This window comes from Rhodopseudomonas sp., from assembly GCF_048594845.1.
In the GTDB taxonomy this organism is placed as follows: domain Bacteria; phylum Pseudomonadota; class Alphaproteobacteria; order Rhizobiales; family Xanthobacteraceae; genus Rhodopseudomonas.
Genome location: NZ_JBMDXE010000350.1, coordinates 26,279 through 43,337 on the forward strand (window position 1 = coordinate 26,279; position 17,059 = coordinate 43,337).

Below are 17,059 nucleotides of genomic sequence, written 5' to 3' on the forward strand. Positions count from 1 at the left end.
TGGATGGCCGGGACGAGCCCGGCCATGACGCTGTTGAGAGACAACGGCCCCTAACTACTTCACCAGCTCGCACCCGCCCTCGGCCAGCGGCCGGAAGGCCTTGTCGGCCGGGATGGTCGAGACCAGGCGATAGTAGTCGTAGGGATACTTTGCCTCCTCCGGCTTCTTGACCTCGAACAGATACATCGGATGCACGACGCGGCCATCCTGACGGATGGTGACGTCACCGAACAGCTTGTCCTTGCCGCTGAAGGTCTTCATCTGCGGCACCACCTGCTTGGCGTCGTCGCTGCCGGTGGCGGCGACTGCGTTCAGATAAGCCAGGGTCGAGGCGTAGACGCCCGCCTGATTGCCGCTCGGCATCTTGCCGTTCATGCCGGGACGCTGCGCGAAGCGCTTGGCGAAGGCGCGGGTGTCGTCATTCGCGTCCCAGTAGAACGCTTCCATCAGCTGCAGGCCCTGCGCGACCTTCAGGCCCATACCGTGGATGTCGTTGATGAACAGCAGGAACGCGACCAGCTTTTGGCCGCCTTGCTGGATGCCGAATTCGGCGGCCTGCTTGACGGTGTTGATGGTGTCGCCGCCGGCATTGGCGAGTCCGATCACGCCGGCCTTCGAGGTCTGCGCCTGCAGCAGGAACGAGGCGAAGTCCGAGGTGCCGAGAGGATGCTTGCTCGAGCCGATCACCTTGCCGCCATGCGCCTCGATGTATTTGCTGGCCTCGGCCTCGATGCCCTTGCCAAGCGCGTAGTCCACCGTGATGAAGTACCAATCCTTGCCGCCGCGCTCCATCATGGCCGCGGCGGTGGTGTTGCCCGTGGCCCAGGTGTCGTTGACCCACTGGATGGTGTTGGGCGAGCAGGCCTTGCCGGTGAGATCGGAACTCGCGGTCGACGACGCCAGGAACGTCATCTTGGTGCCGCGCAGCAGCGTGTTAATCGACAGGCCGACCGACGAATTCGGCACGTCGACGATGGCGTCGACGCCCTCGTTATCGAGCCAGCGGCGCGCGATGGCGTTGCCGACGTCGGCCTTGTTCTGGTGGTCGGCATAGACGATCTCGACCTTGATATCCTTGCCGCCGCCGGCAAAGTCCTCGGCCGCCATCCGCGCGGCCTCGACCGACCCCATGCCGTTGGTGTCCTGGAAGATGCCCGAGATATCGTTGAGCACGCCGACGCGCACGACGTTGCCGGAGATCTCGGCGCTTGCCGTAGTCGTCAGCAGACATGCGGTTGCGAGGCCCAACAGGCCCTTGGTGATGGTCATGGTTTTCTCCCTGAGGTGATCTTGTTGGTTGGTGACGCCGCCGGTCGTTGCCGGCGACGGTGGTGCAGAACTTGATGTCTAGAACTGCCGGTCCGGAATCCGCACCACCAGCCCGTCGAGGTCGTCGGTCAGCTTGATCTGGCAGGACAGCCGGCTCGACGGCAGCCGCTCGGCGGCGGCGCCATCGAGCAGATCGTCCTCGTTGCCGTCGACGGGCGGCAGTTTGCTGAAGCCCTCTTCGACATAGACGTGGCAGGTGGCGCAGACGGCGTTGCCGCCGCATTCGGCGACGATGCCATCGAGCCCCTGGCTCAGCGCCGCGTACATGACGGTGTCGCCGACGCCAGCGTCGGCGATTTCGCGGCGGCCATCGGGCAGAATGAAGGTGATCTTCGGCATGGGCAGTCCTTTACGCAGGCGTCAATTGCAGCGGCAGGCTCTCGAGCCCGCGCAGCGTGTTGTTGAAGCGACGTTTGACCGGCCCGGCGATCTCGATCGCCTTGACCTTGCGGGCCAGCGCGGCGAGCACGACCTCGCCTTCCAGCCGCGCGACGAGCTGGCCGACGCACATGTGAATGCCGGAGCCGAAGCCGACGTGACCGGAAGTCTTGCGGGTGATGTCGTAGCGATCCGGCTCGGCCCAGCGCCGCGGGTCGCGATTGGCGGAGCCGAGAAACATCAGCACCTTCTCACCCTCGCCGATCACTGCGCCGCCGAGTTCGACGTCGCGCGTCGTGGTGCGGAAGAAAGTCTGCACCGGGCTTTCGAACCGCACCGCCTCCTCGAAGGCGTTGCGCGCCAGCGCCGGATCGGCGCGCAGCCGCGCCAGTTCTTCCGGAAACCGCGCCAGGCAATACATCGCGGCGCCGATGCCGTTCACCGTGGTGTCGAGCCCGGCCGACAGCAGCGAGCGGACCAGCAACGGCGCTTCGTCCGGCGTGATCTCGCCGGAGTCGGTGAAGGCATGAATGCAGGCGCCGAAGCCGCCGGGGGCGAGGTTCGGTCGCTGGCATTGCGCGTTGACATAGGCCTGATGCGGCGCCGAGCGTTCGATGGCCGACTGGCGTAGCTCGTTCGGCGGACCGAATGCGTTGAACACCAGCCCGGCATAGGGCAGCAGATTCTCGCGGCCTTCCTGCTGCAGCCCCATCGCGTCGGGAAACACCGACAGCGGATAGGACTCGGCAAGATCGGCAATCGCATCGACCGTACCGCCGCGCGCCAGCAGTTCGTCGATCTTCGCATCGGCGGCCGCGGCAAAACTGTCGCGCAACCGCTTCATCGTTGCCGGCGACAGCACCTTGCTGAGCACCGCGCGCGTGCGCGTATGCGCCGGCGGATCGGCTTCGAGGATCAGACTCGGCGGCCGCCACGGCGTCTCCTTCTTGAAGTCGCTGAGGCCGACGCCGCGGCTCGAACAGAATGTCGCTGGATCGTTGAGCACCGCATACACTTCGGCGTAGCGGGCCACGCCATAAACGTTCCATTTGTCGAGATAGACCACCGGGCCGGCATCGCGCAGCGCCTGCTGATCCGGAAAGGGATCGGCGAAGAACTCCATCGAGAACGGATCGATCGCCAGATGCGGAATCGGCGCGCTCGGCGCCGTGCCGGCGCTCTGCGAGGCAGCTTGAGTCGCAGTCATCTCGTCCTCCCTTTCGTTCGAACCTTGCATTCGGCACTTGTGAACCGTGCCCGCGTATCTTTATGTCTGCTCACCGCCGCCAGCCTTCGAAAGCGCCATGACCGGTTCGCCTCCCAAGCCCTCACGACGTGCCGCAGCGGCGCAGCCTCATGGCGCGCAGACGCTCGACCTCGAACGCTACGTTCCGGCCTTCATCACCTTCATTGCCAACAAGCTGTCGAACAGCGCGACGGCGTTCTATCAGCGCGAATTCGGCGTCAACGTCACCGAGTGGCGGATCATGTCGCTGCTGGCGATCGAGCCGGGCATCGCAGCATCGCGGATCTGCCAGGTGATCGGATTCAACAAGGGCCCGGTGAGTCGCACGCTGGCCGACATGCAGCAGCGCGGACTGATCGCGATCCGCACCGACCCGAACGACGGCCGCAGCCATTCGATCTCGCTGAGCGCGAAGGGCCGCGCCACGCATGACAAGGTGATCGTCGCCGCGCTCGAGCGCGAGCGGCGGCTGATGTCGTGCCTCGATGCCGACGAACAGGAAATGCTGATCGATCTGCTGCGCCGCCTGCACAACAATCTCGGCGCGGTCACCGGCGAGCCCTGACGCGCGCGGCTGCGCATCACCCGGCGCCGCGCGTAGTTGCTCCCTCGCCTCGTCGCGCGCACTGGGCACGACGCGGCATGTGCCGGCTGGACTGCCGAACATGATTCCTCCCGAACCCGGCGACTGGATCGCTCTTGTTCGGAACAATTCTCATAGATCAGTTGCCTTGGCAACAAATATGTTGGGGCCCGTCTTACGTTCGGTCGTCATCCTCCGCGAATGCAGAGGATCCAGTACACCAGGGCATAAGCGGCGAGCATCGCGCGCAACAACGAGCGCTCTGCAATACTGGATCGCCCGCATGCGCGGGCGATGACGGATGTGAGTAAACGCGCGCGTCGAGCAGTTGTTAGAACTGCCGCCAGAACAGCCCGATGGTCAGCGCGATGCCGAGCACGACGACGCCGACACGCAGCCACTTTTCATTGACGCGGCGCAGCACCCAGACGCCGGCGAGATAGCCGACCGTCGACGACGCGGCGAGCACGCCGGCCTCGATCCACTTCACTTCCGGCGACAGCGCGAACATCGCCACCGCCGAGGCGTTCATCGCGGCAGCGAGTGCGTTCTTGGTCGCGCCGGCGTTGCGGGCGTGCATGCCGGCGACCGACAGTGCCGCCATCATCAGAAATCCGATGCCGCCGCCGAAGTAACCGCCATAGATTGCGATGACGAACTGAATGACGCCGAGCACGCCGACATTGATCTTGGCCGGCTCCGCCCGCGCGGTGCGGACGAAACTGCCCCAAGCGAACACCGCAGTGGCGAACAGCACCAGCCACGGCATCATCCGGGCGAAGATCGTGGGCGGCGTGATCAGCAGCAGCACCGCGCCGACGATGCCGCCGACCAGGCTGATGCCGATCAGCCACCAGAACGACAGCCGCCCCACCCCGAGCACCATCGAGCGCCCGGCAAAGCCGGAGGCGAGTTGGCCCGGAAACAGCGCGACCGTCGAGGTGATATTGGCCGACAATGGCGACAGCCCGGCGAGCAGCAATGCCGGCAGCGTCACGAACGAGCCGCCACCGGCGAGCGTATTCTGCATCCCGGCCCAAAGCCCGGCGACAGCGAGAATGATCAAGGCAGTCATCACGGTCCTTCCAGGCGCGGCGGCAGGACGCTGCCGCGACGGCCGCGCTCACGTCGGCCGCTTCTTCAGCTTCGCCCGCTTCGGCAGCAAGGCCGGCCAGGACACGATGTGGTCTTCGAGTTCCTCGACCGAGACTTCGGTTTCCATCGCCTCAACCCGGCCGCGCACCGAGACGCCGGCGTCGTGCACGCTGTTCGGATCGCCGGAGATCAGCGGATGCCACCAGTACAGATCACGCCCCTCGGCCACCAGCTTGTAGCCGCAGCTCGGCGGCAGCCACGTCAGCTCGCGGACGTTCTGCGGCGTCAGCCGCACGCAGTCCGGCACCCGGTCTGATCTGTTCGCGTAGTCGTGACACGCACACGCCTGCCCGTCGAGCAGCCGGCAGCCGACATGGGTGAAGTAGATCCGCCCGGAATCCTCATCCTCGAGCTTCTCCAGGCAGCAGCGCGCGCAGCCGTCGCACAGGCTCTCCCATTCGGCGTCCGACATCTCTTCCAAGGTTTTGGTTTTCCAGAAAAAACCATCCTGGTCGGAGATCTTTTTGCGGGCTGCGGTCATGCCGAGAGGGGTGCTTCCGTGCTGTCCAAGCGTGGTTCTAGGGGGAGTTACGCCGACGGCGCAAGCGGTTAGCTGCGGTCGCTCCCTGCGGAGCTGTGGCCCGGGCGCCGCTTCCGCGAAAAATCCCTGCGCGGCCATTGGTTTATGGCCGACGCTCGGCTACAAGAAGGAGGATTCTCCAGAATGGCTTCAAGCGCCTTCGGTTTGCCGCAACCCTGCCGCAAGACAGATTGAGGCGCCCGCCCGGCGTCACACGCGATTGGTCGAAACCCGGTGCCGAAGATTCTGCCAGACAACTTCATGCAGCGGATCCGGAACTGGTTTCTGGACCTCGACGCCCGGCTCGACTCGACGCTGTTTTCCTCCGCCGCCGGCATCCGCGAGCTATGGGAACGCTTCGCCACCTTCATGGACCGCTTCTATGTCGGTCACTGGAAGCGCTGGGTGTTCATCGAGCCGCTGTCAGAAGCCGCCACCATCGGCGCCGGCGGCCTGTTGGTGCTGCTGGCGCTGGCGCAGCCGGCGTTCCGTGAGACCACAGATGAGGACTGGCTGAAGAAATCCGACCTCGCTGTCACTTTCCTCGACCGCTACGGCAATCCGATCGGCAGCCGCGGCATCAAGCACAACGACTCGATCCCGCTCGAGGACTTCCCCGACAACCTGATCAAGGCGACGCTCGCGACCGAGGACCGTCGCTTCTACGATCACTTCGGCATCGACGTCGCCGGCACCGCGCGCGCGCTGGTCACCAATGCCCAGGCCGGCGGCGTGCGCCAGGGCGGTTCGTCGATCACCCAGCAGCTCGCCAAGAACCTGTTCCTGTCGAACGAGCGTACGCTCGAGCGCAAGGTCAACGAGGCGTTCCTGGCGATCTGGCTCGAGACGCGGCTGACCAAGAACGAGATCCTCAAACTGTATCTCGATCGCGCCTATATGGGCGGCGGCACCTTCGGCGCCGACGGCGCGGCGCATTTCTACTTCAACAAGTCGGTGCGTGACGTGAACCACGCCGAGGCCGCGATGCTGGCCGGCCTGTTCAAGGCGCCGACCAAATTCGCCCCGCACATCAACCTGCCGGCGGCGCGTGCCCGCGCCAACGTCGTGCTCGACAACCTCGTCGATGCCGGATTCATGACGGAGGGCCAGGTGTTCGGCGCGCGGCGCAACCCCGCCTCGGTGGTCGATCGCCGCGACGAGAACTCGCCGAACTATTATCTCGACTGGGCGTTCGATGAAGTCCGCAAGGTCGTCGACACTTTCCCGAAATCGTACACCGAACGCGTGTTCGTGGTGCGCACCGCGATCGACATGAACGTGCAGCGCGCCGCCGAAGGCGCGATCGAGAACCAGCTCCGTCAGTTCGGTCGCGATTATCACGCGACGCAGGCGGCGACGGTGGTATCGGATCTCGACGGCGGCGTGCGCGCCATGGTCGGCGGCCGCGACTACGGCTCCAGCCAGTTCAATCGCGCGGTCGACGCCTATCGCCAGCCCGGCTCGTCTTTCAAGCCATATGTCTACACAACGGCGTTGCTCAACGGCTTCAAGCCGACCTCGATCGTGGTCGACGGTCCGGTGTGTATCGGCAACTGGTGCCCGCAGAACTATGGTCACTCTTATTCCGGTTCAGTGACGCTGACCCAGGCGATCACCCGCTCGATCAACGTCGTGCCGGTCAAGCTGTCGATCACGCTCGGCGGCAAGGGCGGCCCGAAGGCCGGTCGCGCCAAGATCGTCGAAGTCGCGCGCCGCTTCGGCCTCACCGCACCGCTTCCCGACACGCCGTCGCTGCCGATCGGCGCCGACGAAGTCACCGTGCTGGAACACGCGGTCGCCTATGTGACCTTCCCCAACAAGGGCAAGGCGGTGAAGCCGCACGCCGTGCTGGAGATCCGCACCGGTGCCGGCGATCTGGTGTGGCGTTACGACCGCGACGGGCCGAAGCCGCGGCAGGCTATCCCCGCCTCGGTGGCCGCCGACATGGCCGGCATGATGAGCCACGTGGTCAGCGAGGGTACGGCACGCCGCGCCGCGCTCGACGGCATTCCGACGGCAGGCAAGACCGGCACCACCAACAATTATCGCGACGCCTGGTTCGTCGGCTACACCGGCAATTTTTCCTGCGCGGTGTGGTACGGCAACGACGACTACTCGCCGACCAACCGCATGACCGGCGGCTCGCTGCCGGCGCAGACCTGGCACGACATCATGGTGGCAGCGCATCAGGGCGTCGAGGTCAAGGAACTCGCCGGCGTCGGCATGGGCACCAAGCTGCCGGTCTCCCCGGCGCAGGCCAACGCGCGCGCCACCGACGACGACGCCAAGCCCGCGCCGCCGCCGGTGCTGACGCGGCGCGGCGCCGACATTCTGGTGCGGGTCGAGAAGATGCTCGACGACGCCGCGAAAGCGATGGACGCCGAGCCGGGCAAACCGGTGTCGTCGATCGGCACCAGCGCGACCGAGAGCCTGGCCTCGGCGTCGCCGACATCGGCCCCCTCGCCGCTGCGCAAGAACTGACGCTGCAGGACATCCAAGGACGGTTGCAACGTGCGCCTGATCTTCTTCACTTTGCTGGCGTTGATCATCGCCGCGGGCGTCGGCGTCGGCGCGACCTGGATGACGGCGACGCGCGGCACCGAACTCGGCACCCTGACGATCGGCTCGTGGACCGCGCGGCCGCGCGCCGGCACCGTCGAGGTGGATCCCTACGCCCGCGCCGCGATCGCGCGTAGCGGTGAACTACCGGTCGGCGCCGGCGATGGCATCGCCTTCACGGCCACCGCCGATGACAACAAGCGCCCGCTCGACGGCCGCTGCGACGTCGAGGTGAGCGGAGTCACTCCTCCGGCGCGGTTCTGGACTCTGACGCTTTACGATCCGCGCGGCTATTTGATCGCGAACAGTCTCGAGCGCTACGGCTTCACCAGCCAGGAGATCATCCGTTCCGCCGACGGCGAGTTCAAGATCCGGATCGCAGCGCGTTCGCGCTCGGGCAACTGGTTGCCCACCGGCGGTGTCGATCGCTATCTGCTGATGCTGCGGCTGTACGATACGCCAGTGGGCGTCGCCACCCGCACCCAGCGCGACGCGCCGATGCCGTCAATCACCACGGTCGGCTGCCCATGATCCGCTTCATCGCCACCATCATCGCCGGCCTCGTGCTCGGCGGCATCGTGCACTTGGTCAGTGTGTTGGCATTGCCGCGCATCGCCAGCCAGGATGCCTATGCGCGTCTGACGCCACTGACCAAGGTCAACGAAGTGTCCCAGTTGCCGCAGGCGGCGCCCGATAATGCACCGCTGCCATTTCTTGATCCGGCCTTTGCGGTCGCAGTCTGTCGATATGATCTGTCTAACGGACCTCTGAAGCTCACCGTACCTGTCAGCCAAGCCTACACCGCGGTGTCGTTCTATACTCGCAGCGAGATCGCCTACTACGCGATCAATGATCGCTCGGCCGGCCGCAAGGTGATCGAACTCGACCTGATGACCAGCGAGCAGCACGGCAATCTGCCGGAAGACGAGGACGTCACTGCGGCGGACCGTTTAATCATCGACTCGCCGACGACGACCGGCCTGATCGTGATGAAGGCCCTCGCCTCCGAACCCGGTATGATGACGCAGGCCCGCGCGGCACTCACGGCCGCCAGCTGCAAGGTGCAACCGGAACCGCAGGCGAAGTCCTCCTCCTAATCTTCTATGGTGGGCAAAGCGCAGCGTGCCCACGATCCCCCTCATCGACTCTGTCTCTGGGCGCTATGTGGGCACGCGCTTCGCGCCTTTGCCCACCTACGCAAATCTATTTTACCCGCCCTGCCTCAATTGGTCGTCACGCGCCCTTGGTGCGGGGAAATGTGCCCAGCTCTTCGATGTTGTAGCCTTCGGGATAGGTCCGGCCGCCGATCTCCTGCCACTTCGGCGCACGCCGCTTGGGCAGCAGTTTCAGGATCGCGCGACGCAGACCAAGCGCGCCGTTGGCGATCCCGCGTAGCGCAGCGGACGGGTATTTGAATCCCAGCGCCTCGACCAGCGGTCGGTCGACGATGGCCAGTGCCGCCTGCCGGCCGCCGGGATGCAGGAAGCGCGGCACGAAGTAGTCGGACAGAACGAGGTCGATTGTCCGTTCAGAGATCAGCCGGTTGGACGGCGCATAGACAAAGCGCCGGCGCTCGAACTCGTCGGCGAAAGCGCGAAACTGGGCAATGTCCGGATACAGGCCTTCGATGCCCATCCGCCGTCCGAATTCGTTCCAGTAAACGAACCACAGATGCTGCTCGGCCTGGGTCATCGGTCGATGACCGAAACGGCCAACCCAGTCGATCGGCGAGAACACGAAGGTCGACAGCACGTACAGATAATCATCATTAGCAATGCGGTAGCGGCCGTGCATCGCATTGATACGACCGAACGCCCGACGCGCACGCTCGCTGTCGAGACCGTTGCGCAGCACTTCGCGGATCAGTAGCGCGGTGTCGTCGTAACGCTTTGAGACGCGCGCTGAGAATTCACCGGTGCGCGCGAGAAGGCCCGAAATCGATGGCACTGCGTAGGTCCGGAGCAGCGCGAACTCGAGCGCCTTGTTGATGTCCCAGGGAAAGTCGATATGCGCCAGGCGCCAAGCCGTGCGCTGGGCTTCCGCGAGTTCAGCAGAACCTTCCGGCGGAGCCAACTCGTCCGGCGTCGTGACTTGGGTCACAAGAGAATCGACCATAAGCGCCTCCTCCAAAGCGGCGCACAGAGTCGATCGCAGGGGCGAGGCCGGTCTTGCGTAAAGCTGCTGGCGGAAGCGTGCACAGACGTGGCCACATGATGCAGCGCAACATTGGCCGATCGATGAGAGCTACGTCTGGCTCAGCCCTTCGACACCAGCACGTGGCCCTTCGCCGGGCCCGCCGGAACGGCGAGATTGGCCGCCTGCACTTCCAGCTCTGCGATCAGCCGGTCGGCATCTGCCGCCACCGTGTCGGGCGCCATGATCACCAGCCGTTCCAGTGCCCAGCGATATGACGAGGCGCGCCGGTTGAGGCACTGCTGCACCCACTGGATGATCAGCGCATTCTCCTCCATCCGGCCGATCGCGTCGGCCCGCTCGCGCGGCGACAAGTCGGAGACGTATTTGAGCGCGGCCGCGCGCTTGCGGTCCATCTCGATCACCCGCATGGCGGTGAACTTGAACGGCTCGAACCGGGTCAGATCGTTGCGGATGTCTTCGTTGAGCGCCGCGTAGCGCGAGGCATGCGAACGATGCGGCTCGTCGACCAGCATTTTGCCGTAAGCGGTACGATCGAATGGCGGCGATTGCCGCCACGGCGCGGCGATCGGCTGATAGTCTCCGAATACGGTCTTCCAGGCCTGCCGCGAGCGCGGGGGCTCGACCAGCGGATAGGCCATGTCGCGGAGCGTGCGCTCGTCGTCGGTGAGCTGGAAGTCGGACGCGCGCGCGCCAACGCTGCCGGTGGCTTCGATCCCCATCCAACGATGCATGTCGTCGTTGACGAAGTCGCCGCGGGTCCGGCCGAAATCGCCGCCCGCGCAGCCGCCCAGCATGACGCCGAGCAAAGCAAACAAGATCGCTGCGGAACGGACGCGATCACCCCTGACCGGGGCCGGATGACGGATCGCGCCCATCGCAATGATCGGAGTCAGGACCGGACGCGGCGGCGACGGCGGCGGCGCGGCGCATCCCCTTGCTCCGGGCCGCCATCGTCCCGCGTCTGGGCGTGACGTTCGATCCGGACCACCGGCAGGATCACGACCTGCGCGCAGTGCCCCGGTGACGGGACCATGGTTGAGCCCGACCGCCGCATGCCCGCGTCCGCCGGGAATTCAAGGATGGTGCCCATTGCGACCTCTCACAGCCCTTCCTGATTTGGTGTGATGCCGGTTCATTAAGTCGCGTTATGGTTAATGCGCTGTTAATGGCAAGCCTCCGGGCGGTTGCAACTCCCGCTAGCGAAATGCTATTTCATCGCGGTGGGGCGGGAACTTCACACGGACGCGAGGCTTGTGACGTCCATGACCGAGATTCCACCGTCAGACTTCCGGTCGCGCGCCATGGCGACGATCGGGGCCCAGCCGATCGCGATCTCCGCAGCCGCGCTCGTGCTGATCGTCTCCGGCATAGGTGCGATCCTGCTGTGGCGCATGGCGACCGGTCTGACGCCGGAAGCCGAACGCGCCGCCAGCGGCCGGCAGATGCAGGTCCGCGTCGCCCAGACCTCCGAGCAGATCATGGAAAAGGCCAAGGGCCTCGAAATGTCTCAGCAGGAGTCGATCGATCAGTTGCAGACGGTGCAGGATCAGCTCCACACGCTGCAGCAACTGATCACCGCGCAGCGCGCCGAGACCAAGAAGCTGTCCGACCAGGTCGGCGAAATCGGCAGCAGTCTCGACAGCTTGCGCCAGTCTTATGCGGCCGCCCAGCCCGGCGACACCGCGGAACGACCCGCTGCCAAGAAGCCGGTCGCCCGCCAGACGAGGGGCAAGGCTCACAAGTCGCTGCGCAAACGCACGAAAGCGCGGCGCTGATCGGTGTTAAAAACCAGGGCTTAACCATTTCGCGAGCAAGTTGACCGCTGGTCAGCGGTAATCATGTTCGGGAGTTGGGTATGCGTAGAGTTGCAGTGTTGACAGCTGGCTGCAGCGTGCTGGCCGTTCTGGTCGGCCTTGGCGCGGGACGCGCTTATTTTTCGGCTCCGAGCGCACCGGCAGCATCTGCCTCCTCCGAACTCACCACCGGCGCCATCGCATCGCGCTGGCCGACCCCGGCATCGGAAGCGCCCAAGTCGCCGGCGCCGATGGTTCAGCCGGTCGTCGCCAAGGAGCCCGCGGCAATCCCTGCTCCGGCGCCCGCAGTTCAGCAGCAGGCTTGCACCAATCCGAATGCACTTGGCATTTCGCGCACGGTCGAGATCGACACCACCGGCGGACCGGGCCTCGGCCTGTCGCAATATCGCGACTATGACTTCCTCGAGCCCGGCGAAGTCGCGCTGACGTTCGACGACGGCCCGTGGCCGGTGAATACGCCCGCAGTGCTCGCCGCGCTGGCGGCCGAATGCGTCAAGGCGGTGTTCTTCCCGATCGGCAAGCATGCGAGCTGGCATCCGGCGATCCTCAAGCAGGTCGTGGCCGCCGGTCACACGGTCGGTTCGCACACCTGGTCGCACGTCAATCTGGCGAGCAAGCCGTTCGCCGAGGCCAAGGCGGAGATCGAGAAGGGTATCAGCGGCACCGTGCTCGCCGCCGGTCAGCCGACTTCGCCGTTCTTCCGCTTCCCGCAGCTGCGGCAAACGTCCGAACTGAAGACCTATCTGGGCGAGCGCAACATCGCGACGTTCTCGATCGACATCGATTCCGAGGATTTTCGCATCCACAAGCCGGAGCAACTGATCACCGGCGTGATGACCAAGCTGAAGAAGACCGGCAAGGGCATCATCCTGATGCACGACTTCCAGAAGTCGACCGCGCAGGCGCTGCCGGAGCTGCTCTCGCAGCTCAAGGCCGGCGGTTACAAGGTGGTGTTCATCACCGCAAAGGACCGGGTCACGACGCTGCCGGAATACGATACTCAGGTGCAACCCGCCCAGCCGACGGCGAGCAACGCGCGACCGATCAACAGCGTGATCCGCACCGTCAGCGGCACTAAGTAATCGGCGCCATGCGAGCGACGCAGTGGCTGCCACTGCGTCGAGTTACCGGAGGATGCTGATTAACAAGGCGTTTTACTTAACGCGGCATTAAACCCGGCCCGCTAGATTTCGCGCAGTTGCCCTGCTTTGCGACGCCATGACCCAGTCAGCACCATTCCCAGGATTCGACGGCCTGATGTCGCTCTCGCGCCGCGAGGGCATCGACATCCGTCCGACGCTGCTGCGCGTGCTGACCGATCTCTATGTGCAAGGCGGCGTGCACACGCGCGAGGAAGAACAACAATTCGTCGAGCTGACATCGCGACTGATCGATGAAGTCGACGACGCGACCCGCGCTGCGGTCCGCGCGCGTCTATCGGTCTATCCCTACACGCCCGAAGCAATCGCGCGGCGACTGGCGCTGCGCAGCGCAGACGATCGCCGCATGCCGCAAGCCGCTGCGATCAGCGCCGCAGCACCGGCAGCGCCTACCCGTGTGCAGCGCCCGGCTACCGAAGCCGAGCAGCGCGCGGCGAGCCTGATGATCCAGCCTGACGACGCGGCGCAGATCAACGAGATGTTCTTCGCCGCGGCGACGCGCGAGCGCGCGCTGATCCTGCACAATCTTGCCGAAGCGCCGCTGCGACCGGCGACACGGATCCCGCCGCAGCGGGCGCAGCGCGCGATCGAAACTCTGCACATGGCGGCTTTCGCCGCTGACATCGAGAACTTTACACTCGAACTCGGCGATGCGCTGATCCTAGCCTCCGGTACCGCCGAACGCGTCGTGCGCGACGTCGGCGGCGAGCCGCTGGCCTGCGCCCTGAAGGCGCTCGGCATGAAGCTCGCTGTGTTCGAACAGGTTCTGATGTTTCTGGATCCGGAGCTCGGCACGTCCGTCGACCGGGTCTATCGGCTGTCGCGACTTTACGACCGGCTCGACGAACGCACCGCGCTGATCATGGTCGCGACGTGGCGTGGCGCCACCGTGGCAACCGCCCGGGCAAGGTATCGCTCCGTGTTGCACGACGACGAGCGCCATCGCGCGCGCGCCGCAACACCTACCGCCCGTCCAGCGGTTCAGCCCGGCACACCTGTGCGGACAGGCACCAGCCGCTGAGGCCACGGCCTGCCGGGCCGAGCTTGGTAATTCCGATCAGCCTGGCGTTCGCAATCAGCTCTGCTTGACGAGGTCCAGGAAGTGGCGGCCGAGGCGATCTTCGGTTTCGATGATCCAGATATCAGGATCGAACCGGATTTCCTTGGCAAGACGCTCGTCCACGAGCGCCTCCGGCTGAGGCTCGACCGACACCGGCGCGAATACGCGTTCGAAAGGCCGCGCATCGTCGTAGGCGGTCTGCGGGGCGGGTGCGTAAAGCATCGCGGTCCGGTCGGGCAGCACGACCTTCACGAACACTGCACCGGCATCCTCGGCGCCGCGACGACTCACAGCGCCGAACACGCCCTCGGTTTGACAGCGCCGCAGATAGGCGGAGACCCAGATTGAACTCTTCAGTCGCATCGGCAAGGTCTAAGCCGCCTGGCACAGCAAAGCCATAGGCTTTACACGCCTCCCGATCGAGCGTCAGTCGATCGAATGCCCGATCACCAGACTGAGTTCGCGCACCAGCCTGTCCGACACCTGCCCCGTGACCGGCATTCGGCGCGCGCGCTCGAAGCGTTGGATCGCCGCCTGGGTATCGGGTCCGGCCGTCCCGGTCGGCTTGAGCTGACCGTAGCCATATTCAGTGAGCGCGCGCTGCACCGAGGCGACGCGGCGCGACGACGTGATCATGTCGCCGACCGGATCGCGCGATGCTGCAGCGGGACTGGCGGCCGGCGGACGCGGTACGCTCGGCGAATTGATAGCGGCCGGTTGGGCGGCGCTCCGCGGCTGCGCGGTGCTGCGAACCAGATTGCCGAGCGGGTCGGTGGGATCGGCGTCGGCGGTGCGCGCGTTGCGGCGATTATCCGGCTTGGCGTCGACATGCTTCGGCTCGGCGGCTCGGGTCTCGACCGGCTTGGTCTCCGCGACCTTCGGCTCGGCCGCCTTCAGTTCGGTGGCGCTCGGTTCGAGCAGCGCCGAGTCGAGAACCTTGGTTTCGGTCCGCGGCTCGACCGGACGAGGACGCGGCAACGTCACCACCGACACCGAGGGCGCAGCACCGCTGCGGCCGAACATCGGCGACGGATGCTGCCCCGCCTGCATGAAGATCGCGTTGGTGATGATGGCGATGACTGCCGCGGACGCGAACATGCCGGCAATCACGTCACGCGGACTGTGCGTCAGCAGACGCATCGCGAACCCTGGCTCGTCGCTATCCACGACGGCTGCCGCTGCCGCGCCGCGACGGCGCGGCATATCATCGTCCTTCCGGCTCTTACGCACTCTTCTTCACCTGATAGTCTTGCAGTTTCGGCTCGGCAGACTGAACCGGCGCCAGCGTCGTCACGTTGCTCGGCATCGGCTGCGCCAATGGAAGCGATACCGTGACCGTCGTGCCGCGATCAACCTCGCTCTTCACGTCGATGTCGCCGCCATGCAGGCCGACCAGACTCTTGACGATCGACAGGCCCAGACCGGTACCTTCGTGGCGCCGCTGATAGGTTTTGCCCGCCTGGAAGAATGGATCGCCGACGCGCTTCAGATCTTCGGCCGCGATGCCGACGCCGGTGTCGCTGACGCGCAGGACCAGACGAACGCCTTCAACCACGGCTTCGACCGATACCGCACCGCCACGCTCGGTGAACTTGATCGCGTTCGACACCAGATTGAGCAAGATCTGCTTGAACGCGCGCGGATCACCGACGATCTCCGGCAGATTTTCCGGCGCGCGCGTCACCAGATCGATACCGTTCTCGCGTGCCTTCAGCGCCAGCAAATTGCAGCAGTTCAACAGCGCCGGGCGAGGAGCGAACGGCTCCGGTACGATCTCGAAATTGCCGGACTCCATCTTCGACATGTCGAGGATGCCGTTGACCACAGAGAGCAGATGCTGCCCGGAATCGTTGATGAGCTGCGCGTATTCCTTGCGCCGCTCCGGCGCCAGCATCAGATCGTCCTCGTGCAAGATCATATCGGAAAATCCGATGATCGCATTCAGAGGCGTGCGTAGTTCATGGCTCATGGTCGCGAGGAAACGTGCCTTCGCGGCATCGGCGCGGCTGGCTTCCGCGCGCGCCTCTTCCAGCGCCTGTTCCTGCAGCTTGCGGTCGGTGACGTCGCGCATCACCGCCACGACCTCGTGATCGCCTGCGGCGTTCGACATGTTCGGATCGAACGGCTGGCATCGCATCTCGAGCCAGATGAATTCGCACGCCATCGGCCGCCCGCGATCATCGCGCGGTACTTCGCGGCGGACACGAAACTCGACGCTGCCGGCTTCGCCTCGTCCGGCATCCGATAACGCCTTCAGGAAGGCTGGCCGGTCGGCGACGTGGACGCGATCGAACAGTCCCTGCCCGAGCAGCCGTTGCGCCGGCTGGCCAACCAGCGATTCCACCGCCGGCGAGATGAATCGCACATCGCCGCTGCGTGCATGACGAGAGATGACGTCGCTCATGTGCAGGGCCAGCAGCCGATAGCGCTCTTCCTCGACGCTCAGCAAGGTGTCGCTCGTGCGTGTCAGGGATTCGGATCCGAAAGCGAGCCCGGCTGCATAGAGCGTGGCCGCCGCAACGCTCAGCGCCATTGCGGCACCATGGGACAGCTCGCCGGATGAAGGAGCCGGAAGCCAACCGAACTGCCCGGCGGCAATCAGCGCAGCGGCGCAACCCAGTGCCAGCGCAGCCGCGAAGGCGACGACCCGGCGCGAAGCCGAAAGCGCGGCCTCCAGCGGAACCAGCACCAGCCAGATCGATGCGAAGGATTCAATGCCACCGGTCAGCGCGGCAATCACCCTGATCAGGCTGGCCAGTGACAATGACGAGAGCACATGTGCGCTCTCGTAGCGGCCAGTGCGCGACAAGAACCATGACAGCAGAATGGGCGCGATCAGCCAGACGAACGCCAGCGTCTCCAGCGCGCTCGGCGCGCCGCGCAGAACGAGATACACTGGAAATGCGGCGAGCGCCGCGAGGCTGCCCAGGAGCCGCGGCGCGATGAAGGCACGGTGCCGCGCGCTCGCCAGCGCATCGAACCGCGCCGACGGGTGCAGCAGTGCATCGAGACACTCGCTGATGATCTTGGATATTGCCACGCGGTCCGCGCTCGCTGTCGCCTCGTGACGAGGGACTAAGCCCCCGTTTCTGGTTGGC

The 17,059-nt window shown here is 65.4% G+C and carries 18 protein-coding genes; 7 read left to right on the forward strand and 11 right to left on the reverse strand.

Features of this window, described 5'->3' with window-relative positions; translation table 11 throughout:
• Positions 1–54: 54 nt before the first annotated feature.
• From ACOJTD_RS23910 to ACOJTD_RS23920, 3 genes are all read right to left on the reverse strand, one after another.
• Entirely contained in the window at positions 55–1,269 is a 1,215-nt protein-coding gene (locus ACOJTD_RS23910; protein WP_420135339.1) for an ABC transporter substrate-binding protein, read from the reverse strand.
• Positions 1,270–1,347: 78 nt separating this feature from the next.
• Positions 1,348–1,668, reverse strand: coding sequence for a 2Fe-2S iron-sulfur cluster-binding protein (locus tag ACOJTD_RS23915; RefSeq protein WP_420135340.1), 321 nt, complete (start codon positions 1,666–1,668; stop codon positions 1,348–1,350).
• Between the two features lie 10 nt (positions 1,669–1,678).
• Positions 1,679–2,914: a cytochrome P450 gene (locus tag ACOJTD_RS23920; protein WP_420135341.1), complete on the reverse strand. Its 1,236-nt coding sequence runs from the start codon at positions 2,912–2,914 to the stop codon at positions 1,679–1,681.
• A gap of 97 nt (positions 2,915–3,011) precedes the next feature.
• Between ACOJTD_RS23920 and ACOJTD_RS23925 the strand changes: the two genes are divergently transcribed.
• Positions 3,012–3,518, forward strand: a complete 507-nt coding sequence (locus ACOJTD_RS23925) for a MarR family winged helix-turn-helix transcriptional regulator (RefSeq protein ID WP_420135342.1) — start codon at positions 3,012–3,014, stop codon at positions 3,516–3,518.
• A gap of 349 nt (positions 3,519–3,867) precedes the next feature.
• On the opposite strand, the gene ACOJTD_RS23930 is transcribed toward ACOJTD_RS23925, so the two are convergent.
• Positions 3,868–4,611 (reverse strand): sulfite exporter TauE/SafE family protein, encoded by a 744-nt coding sequence (locus ACOJTD_RS23930; protein ID WP_420135343.1) that lies wholly within the window; start codon positions 4,609–4,611, stop codon positions 3,868–3,870.
• Positions 4,612–4,659: 48 nt separating this feature from the next.
• Entirely contained in the window at positions 4,660–5,172 is a 513-nt protein-coding gene (locus ACOJTD_RS23935) for a YcgN family cysteine cluster protein (RefSeq protein WP_420135344.1), read from the reverse strand.
• A gap of 273 nt (positions 5,173–5,445) precedes the next feature.
• On the opposite strand from ACOJTD_RS23935, the gene ACOJTD_RS23940 reads away from it, so the two are divergent.
• From ACOJTD_RS23940 to ACOJTD_RS23950, 3 genes are read left to right on the forward strand one after another with little or no spacing between them, the layout of a single operon-like run.
• Complete coding sequence (locus ACOJTD_RS23940) at positions 5,446–7,692, forward strand: transglycosylase domain-containing protein (protein WP_420135345.1); 2,247 nt, start codon at positions 5,446–5,448, stop codon at positions 7,690–7,692.
• A 30-nt stretch (positions 7,693–7,722) separates the two neighbouring features.
• On the forward strand, positions 7,723–8,301 hold the full coding sequence (locus tag ACOJTD_RS23945; RefSeq protein WP_420135346.1) for a DUF1214 domain-containing protein: 579 nt from the start codon (positions 7,723–7,725) through the stop codon (positions 8,299–8,301).
• Positions 8,298–8,867, forward strand: a complete 570-nt coding sequence (locus ACOJTD_RS23950; protein WP_420135347.1) for a DUF1254 domain-containing protein — start codon at positions 8,298–8,300, stop codon at positions 8,865–8,867. The genes ACOJTD_RS23945 and ACOJTD_RS23950 overlap by 4 nt, the downstream gene beginning before the upstream one ends.
• A gap of 136 nt (positions 8,868–9,003) precedes the next feature.
• On the opposite strand, the gene ACOJTD_RS23955 is transcribed toward ACOJTD_RS23950, so the two are convergent.
• The 3 genes from ACOJTD_RS23955 to ACOJTD_RS23965 form a co-directional block, all read right to left on the reverse strand.
• Positions 9,004–9,885: an oxygenase MpaB family protein gene (locus tag ACOJTD_RS23955; protein ID WP_420135348.1), complete on the reverse strand. Its 882-nt coding sequence runs from the start codon at positions 9,883–9,885 to the stop codon at positions 9,004–9,006.
• A 140-nt stretch (positions 9,886–10,025) separates the two neighbouring features.
• Positions 10,026–10,802: a hypothetical protein gene (locus tag ACOJTD_RS23960; protein WP_420135349.1), complete on the reverse strand. Its 777-nt coding sequence runs from the start codon at positions 10,800–10,802 to the stop codon at positions 10,026–10,028.
• A gap of 14 nt (positions 10,803–10,816) precedes the next feature.
• Positions 10,817–11,017, reverse strand: coding sequence for a hypothetical protein (locus ACOJTD_RS23965; protein WP_420135350.1), 201 nt, complete (start codon positions 11,015–11,017; stop codon positions 10,817–10,819).
• Between the two features lie 172 nt (positions 11,018–11,189).
• Here ACOJTD_RS23965 and ACOJTD_RS23970 point away from each other — a divergent pair, with 172 nt between their 5' ends.
• The 3 genes from ACOJTD_RS23970 (at position 11,190) to ACOJTD_RS23980 (ending at position 13,922) form a co-directional block, all read left to right on the forward strand.
• Positions 11,190–11,702, forward strand: a complete 513-nt coding sequence (locus ACOJTD_RS23970) for a hypothetical protein (RefSeq protein ID WP_420135351.1) — start codon at positions 11,190–11,192, stop codon at positions 11,700–11,702.
• Positions 11,703–11,782: 80 nt separating this feature from the next.
• Entirely contained in the window at positions 11,783–12,823 is a 1,041-nt protein-coding gene (locus ACOJTD_RS23975; protein WP_420135352.1) for a polysaccharide deacetylase family protein, read from the forward strand.
• Positions 12,824–12,959: 136 nt separating this feature from the next.
• Positions 12,960–13,922 carry a DUF2336 domain-containing protein gene (locus ACOJTD_RS23980; protein ID WP_420135353.1) on the forward strand — a complete coding sequence of 321 codons (963 nt, stop codon included), beginning with the start codon at positions 12,960–12,962 and terminating at the stop codon, positions 13,920–13,922.
• A gap of 54 nt (positions 13,923–13,976) precedes the next feature.
• On the opposite strand, the gene ACOJTD_RS23985 is transcribed toward ACOJTD_RS23980, so the two are convergent.
• From ACOJTD_RS23985 to ACOJTD_RS23995, 3 genes are all read right to left on the reverse strand, one after another.
• Positions 13,977–14,324, reverse strand: a complete 348-nt coding sequence (locus ACOJTD_RS23985) for a DUF1491 family protein (RefSeq protein WP_420135377.1) — start codon at positions 14,322–14,324, stop codon at positions 13,977–13,979.
• Positions 14,325–14,387: 63 nt separating this feature from the next.
• Complete coding sequence (locus ACOJTD_RS23990; protein WP_420135354.1) at positions 14,388–15,164, reverse strand: peptidoglycan-binding domain-containing protein; 777 nt, start codon at positions 15,162–15,164, stop codon at positions 14,388–14,390.
• A 19-nt stretch (positions 15,165–15,183) separates the two neighbouring features.
• Positions 15,184–17,001, reverse strand: a complete 1,818-nt coding sequence (locus ACOJTD_RS23995; RefSeq protein ID WP_420135355.1) for a PAS domain-containing sensor histidine kinase — start codon at positions 16,999–17,001, stop codon at positions 15,184–15,186.
• Positions 17,002–17,059 lie beyond the last annotated feature (58 nt).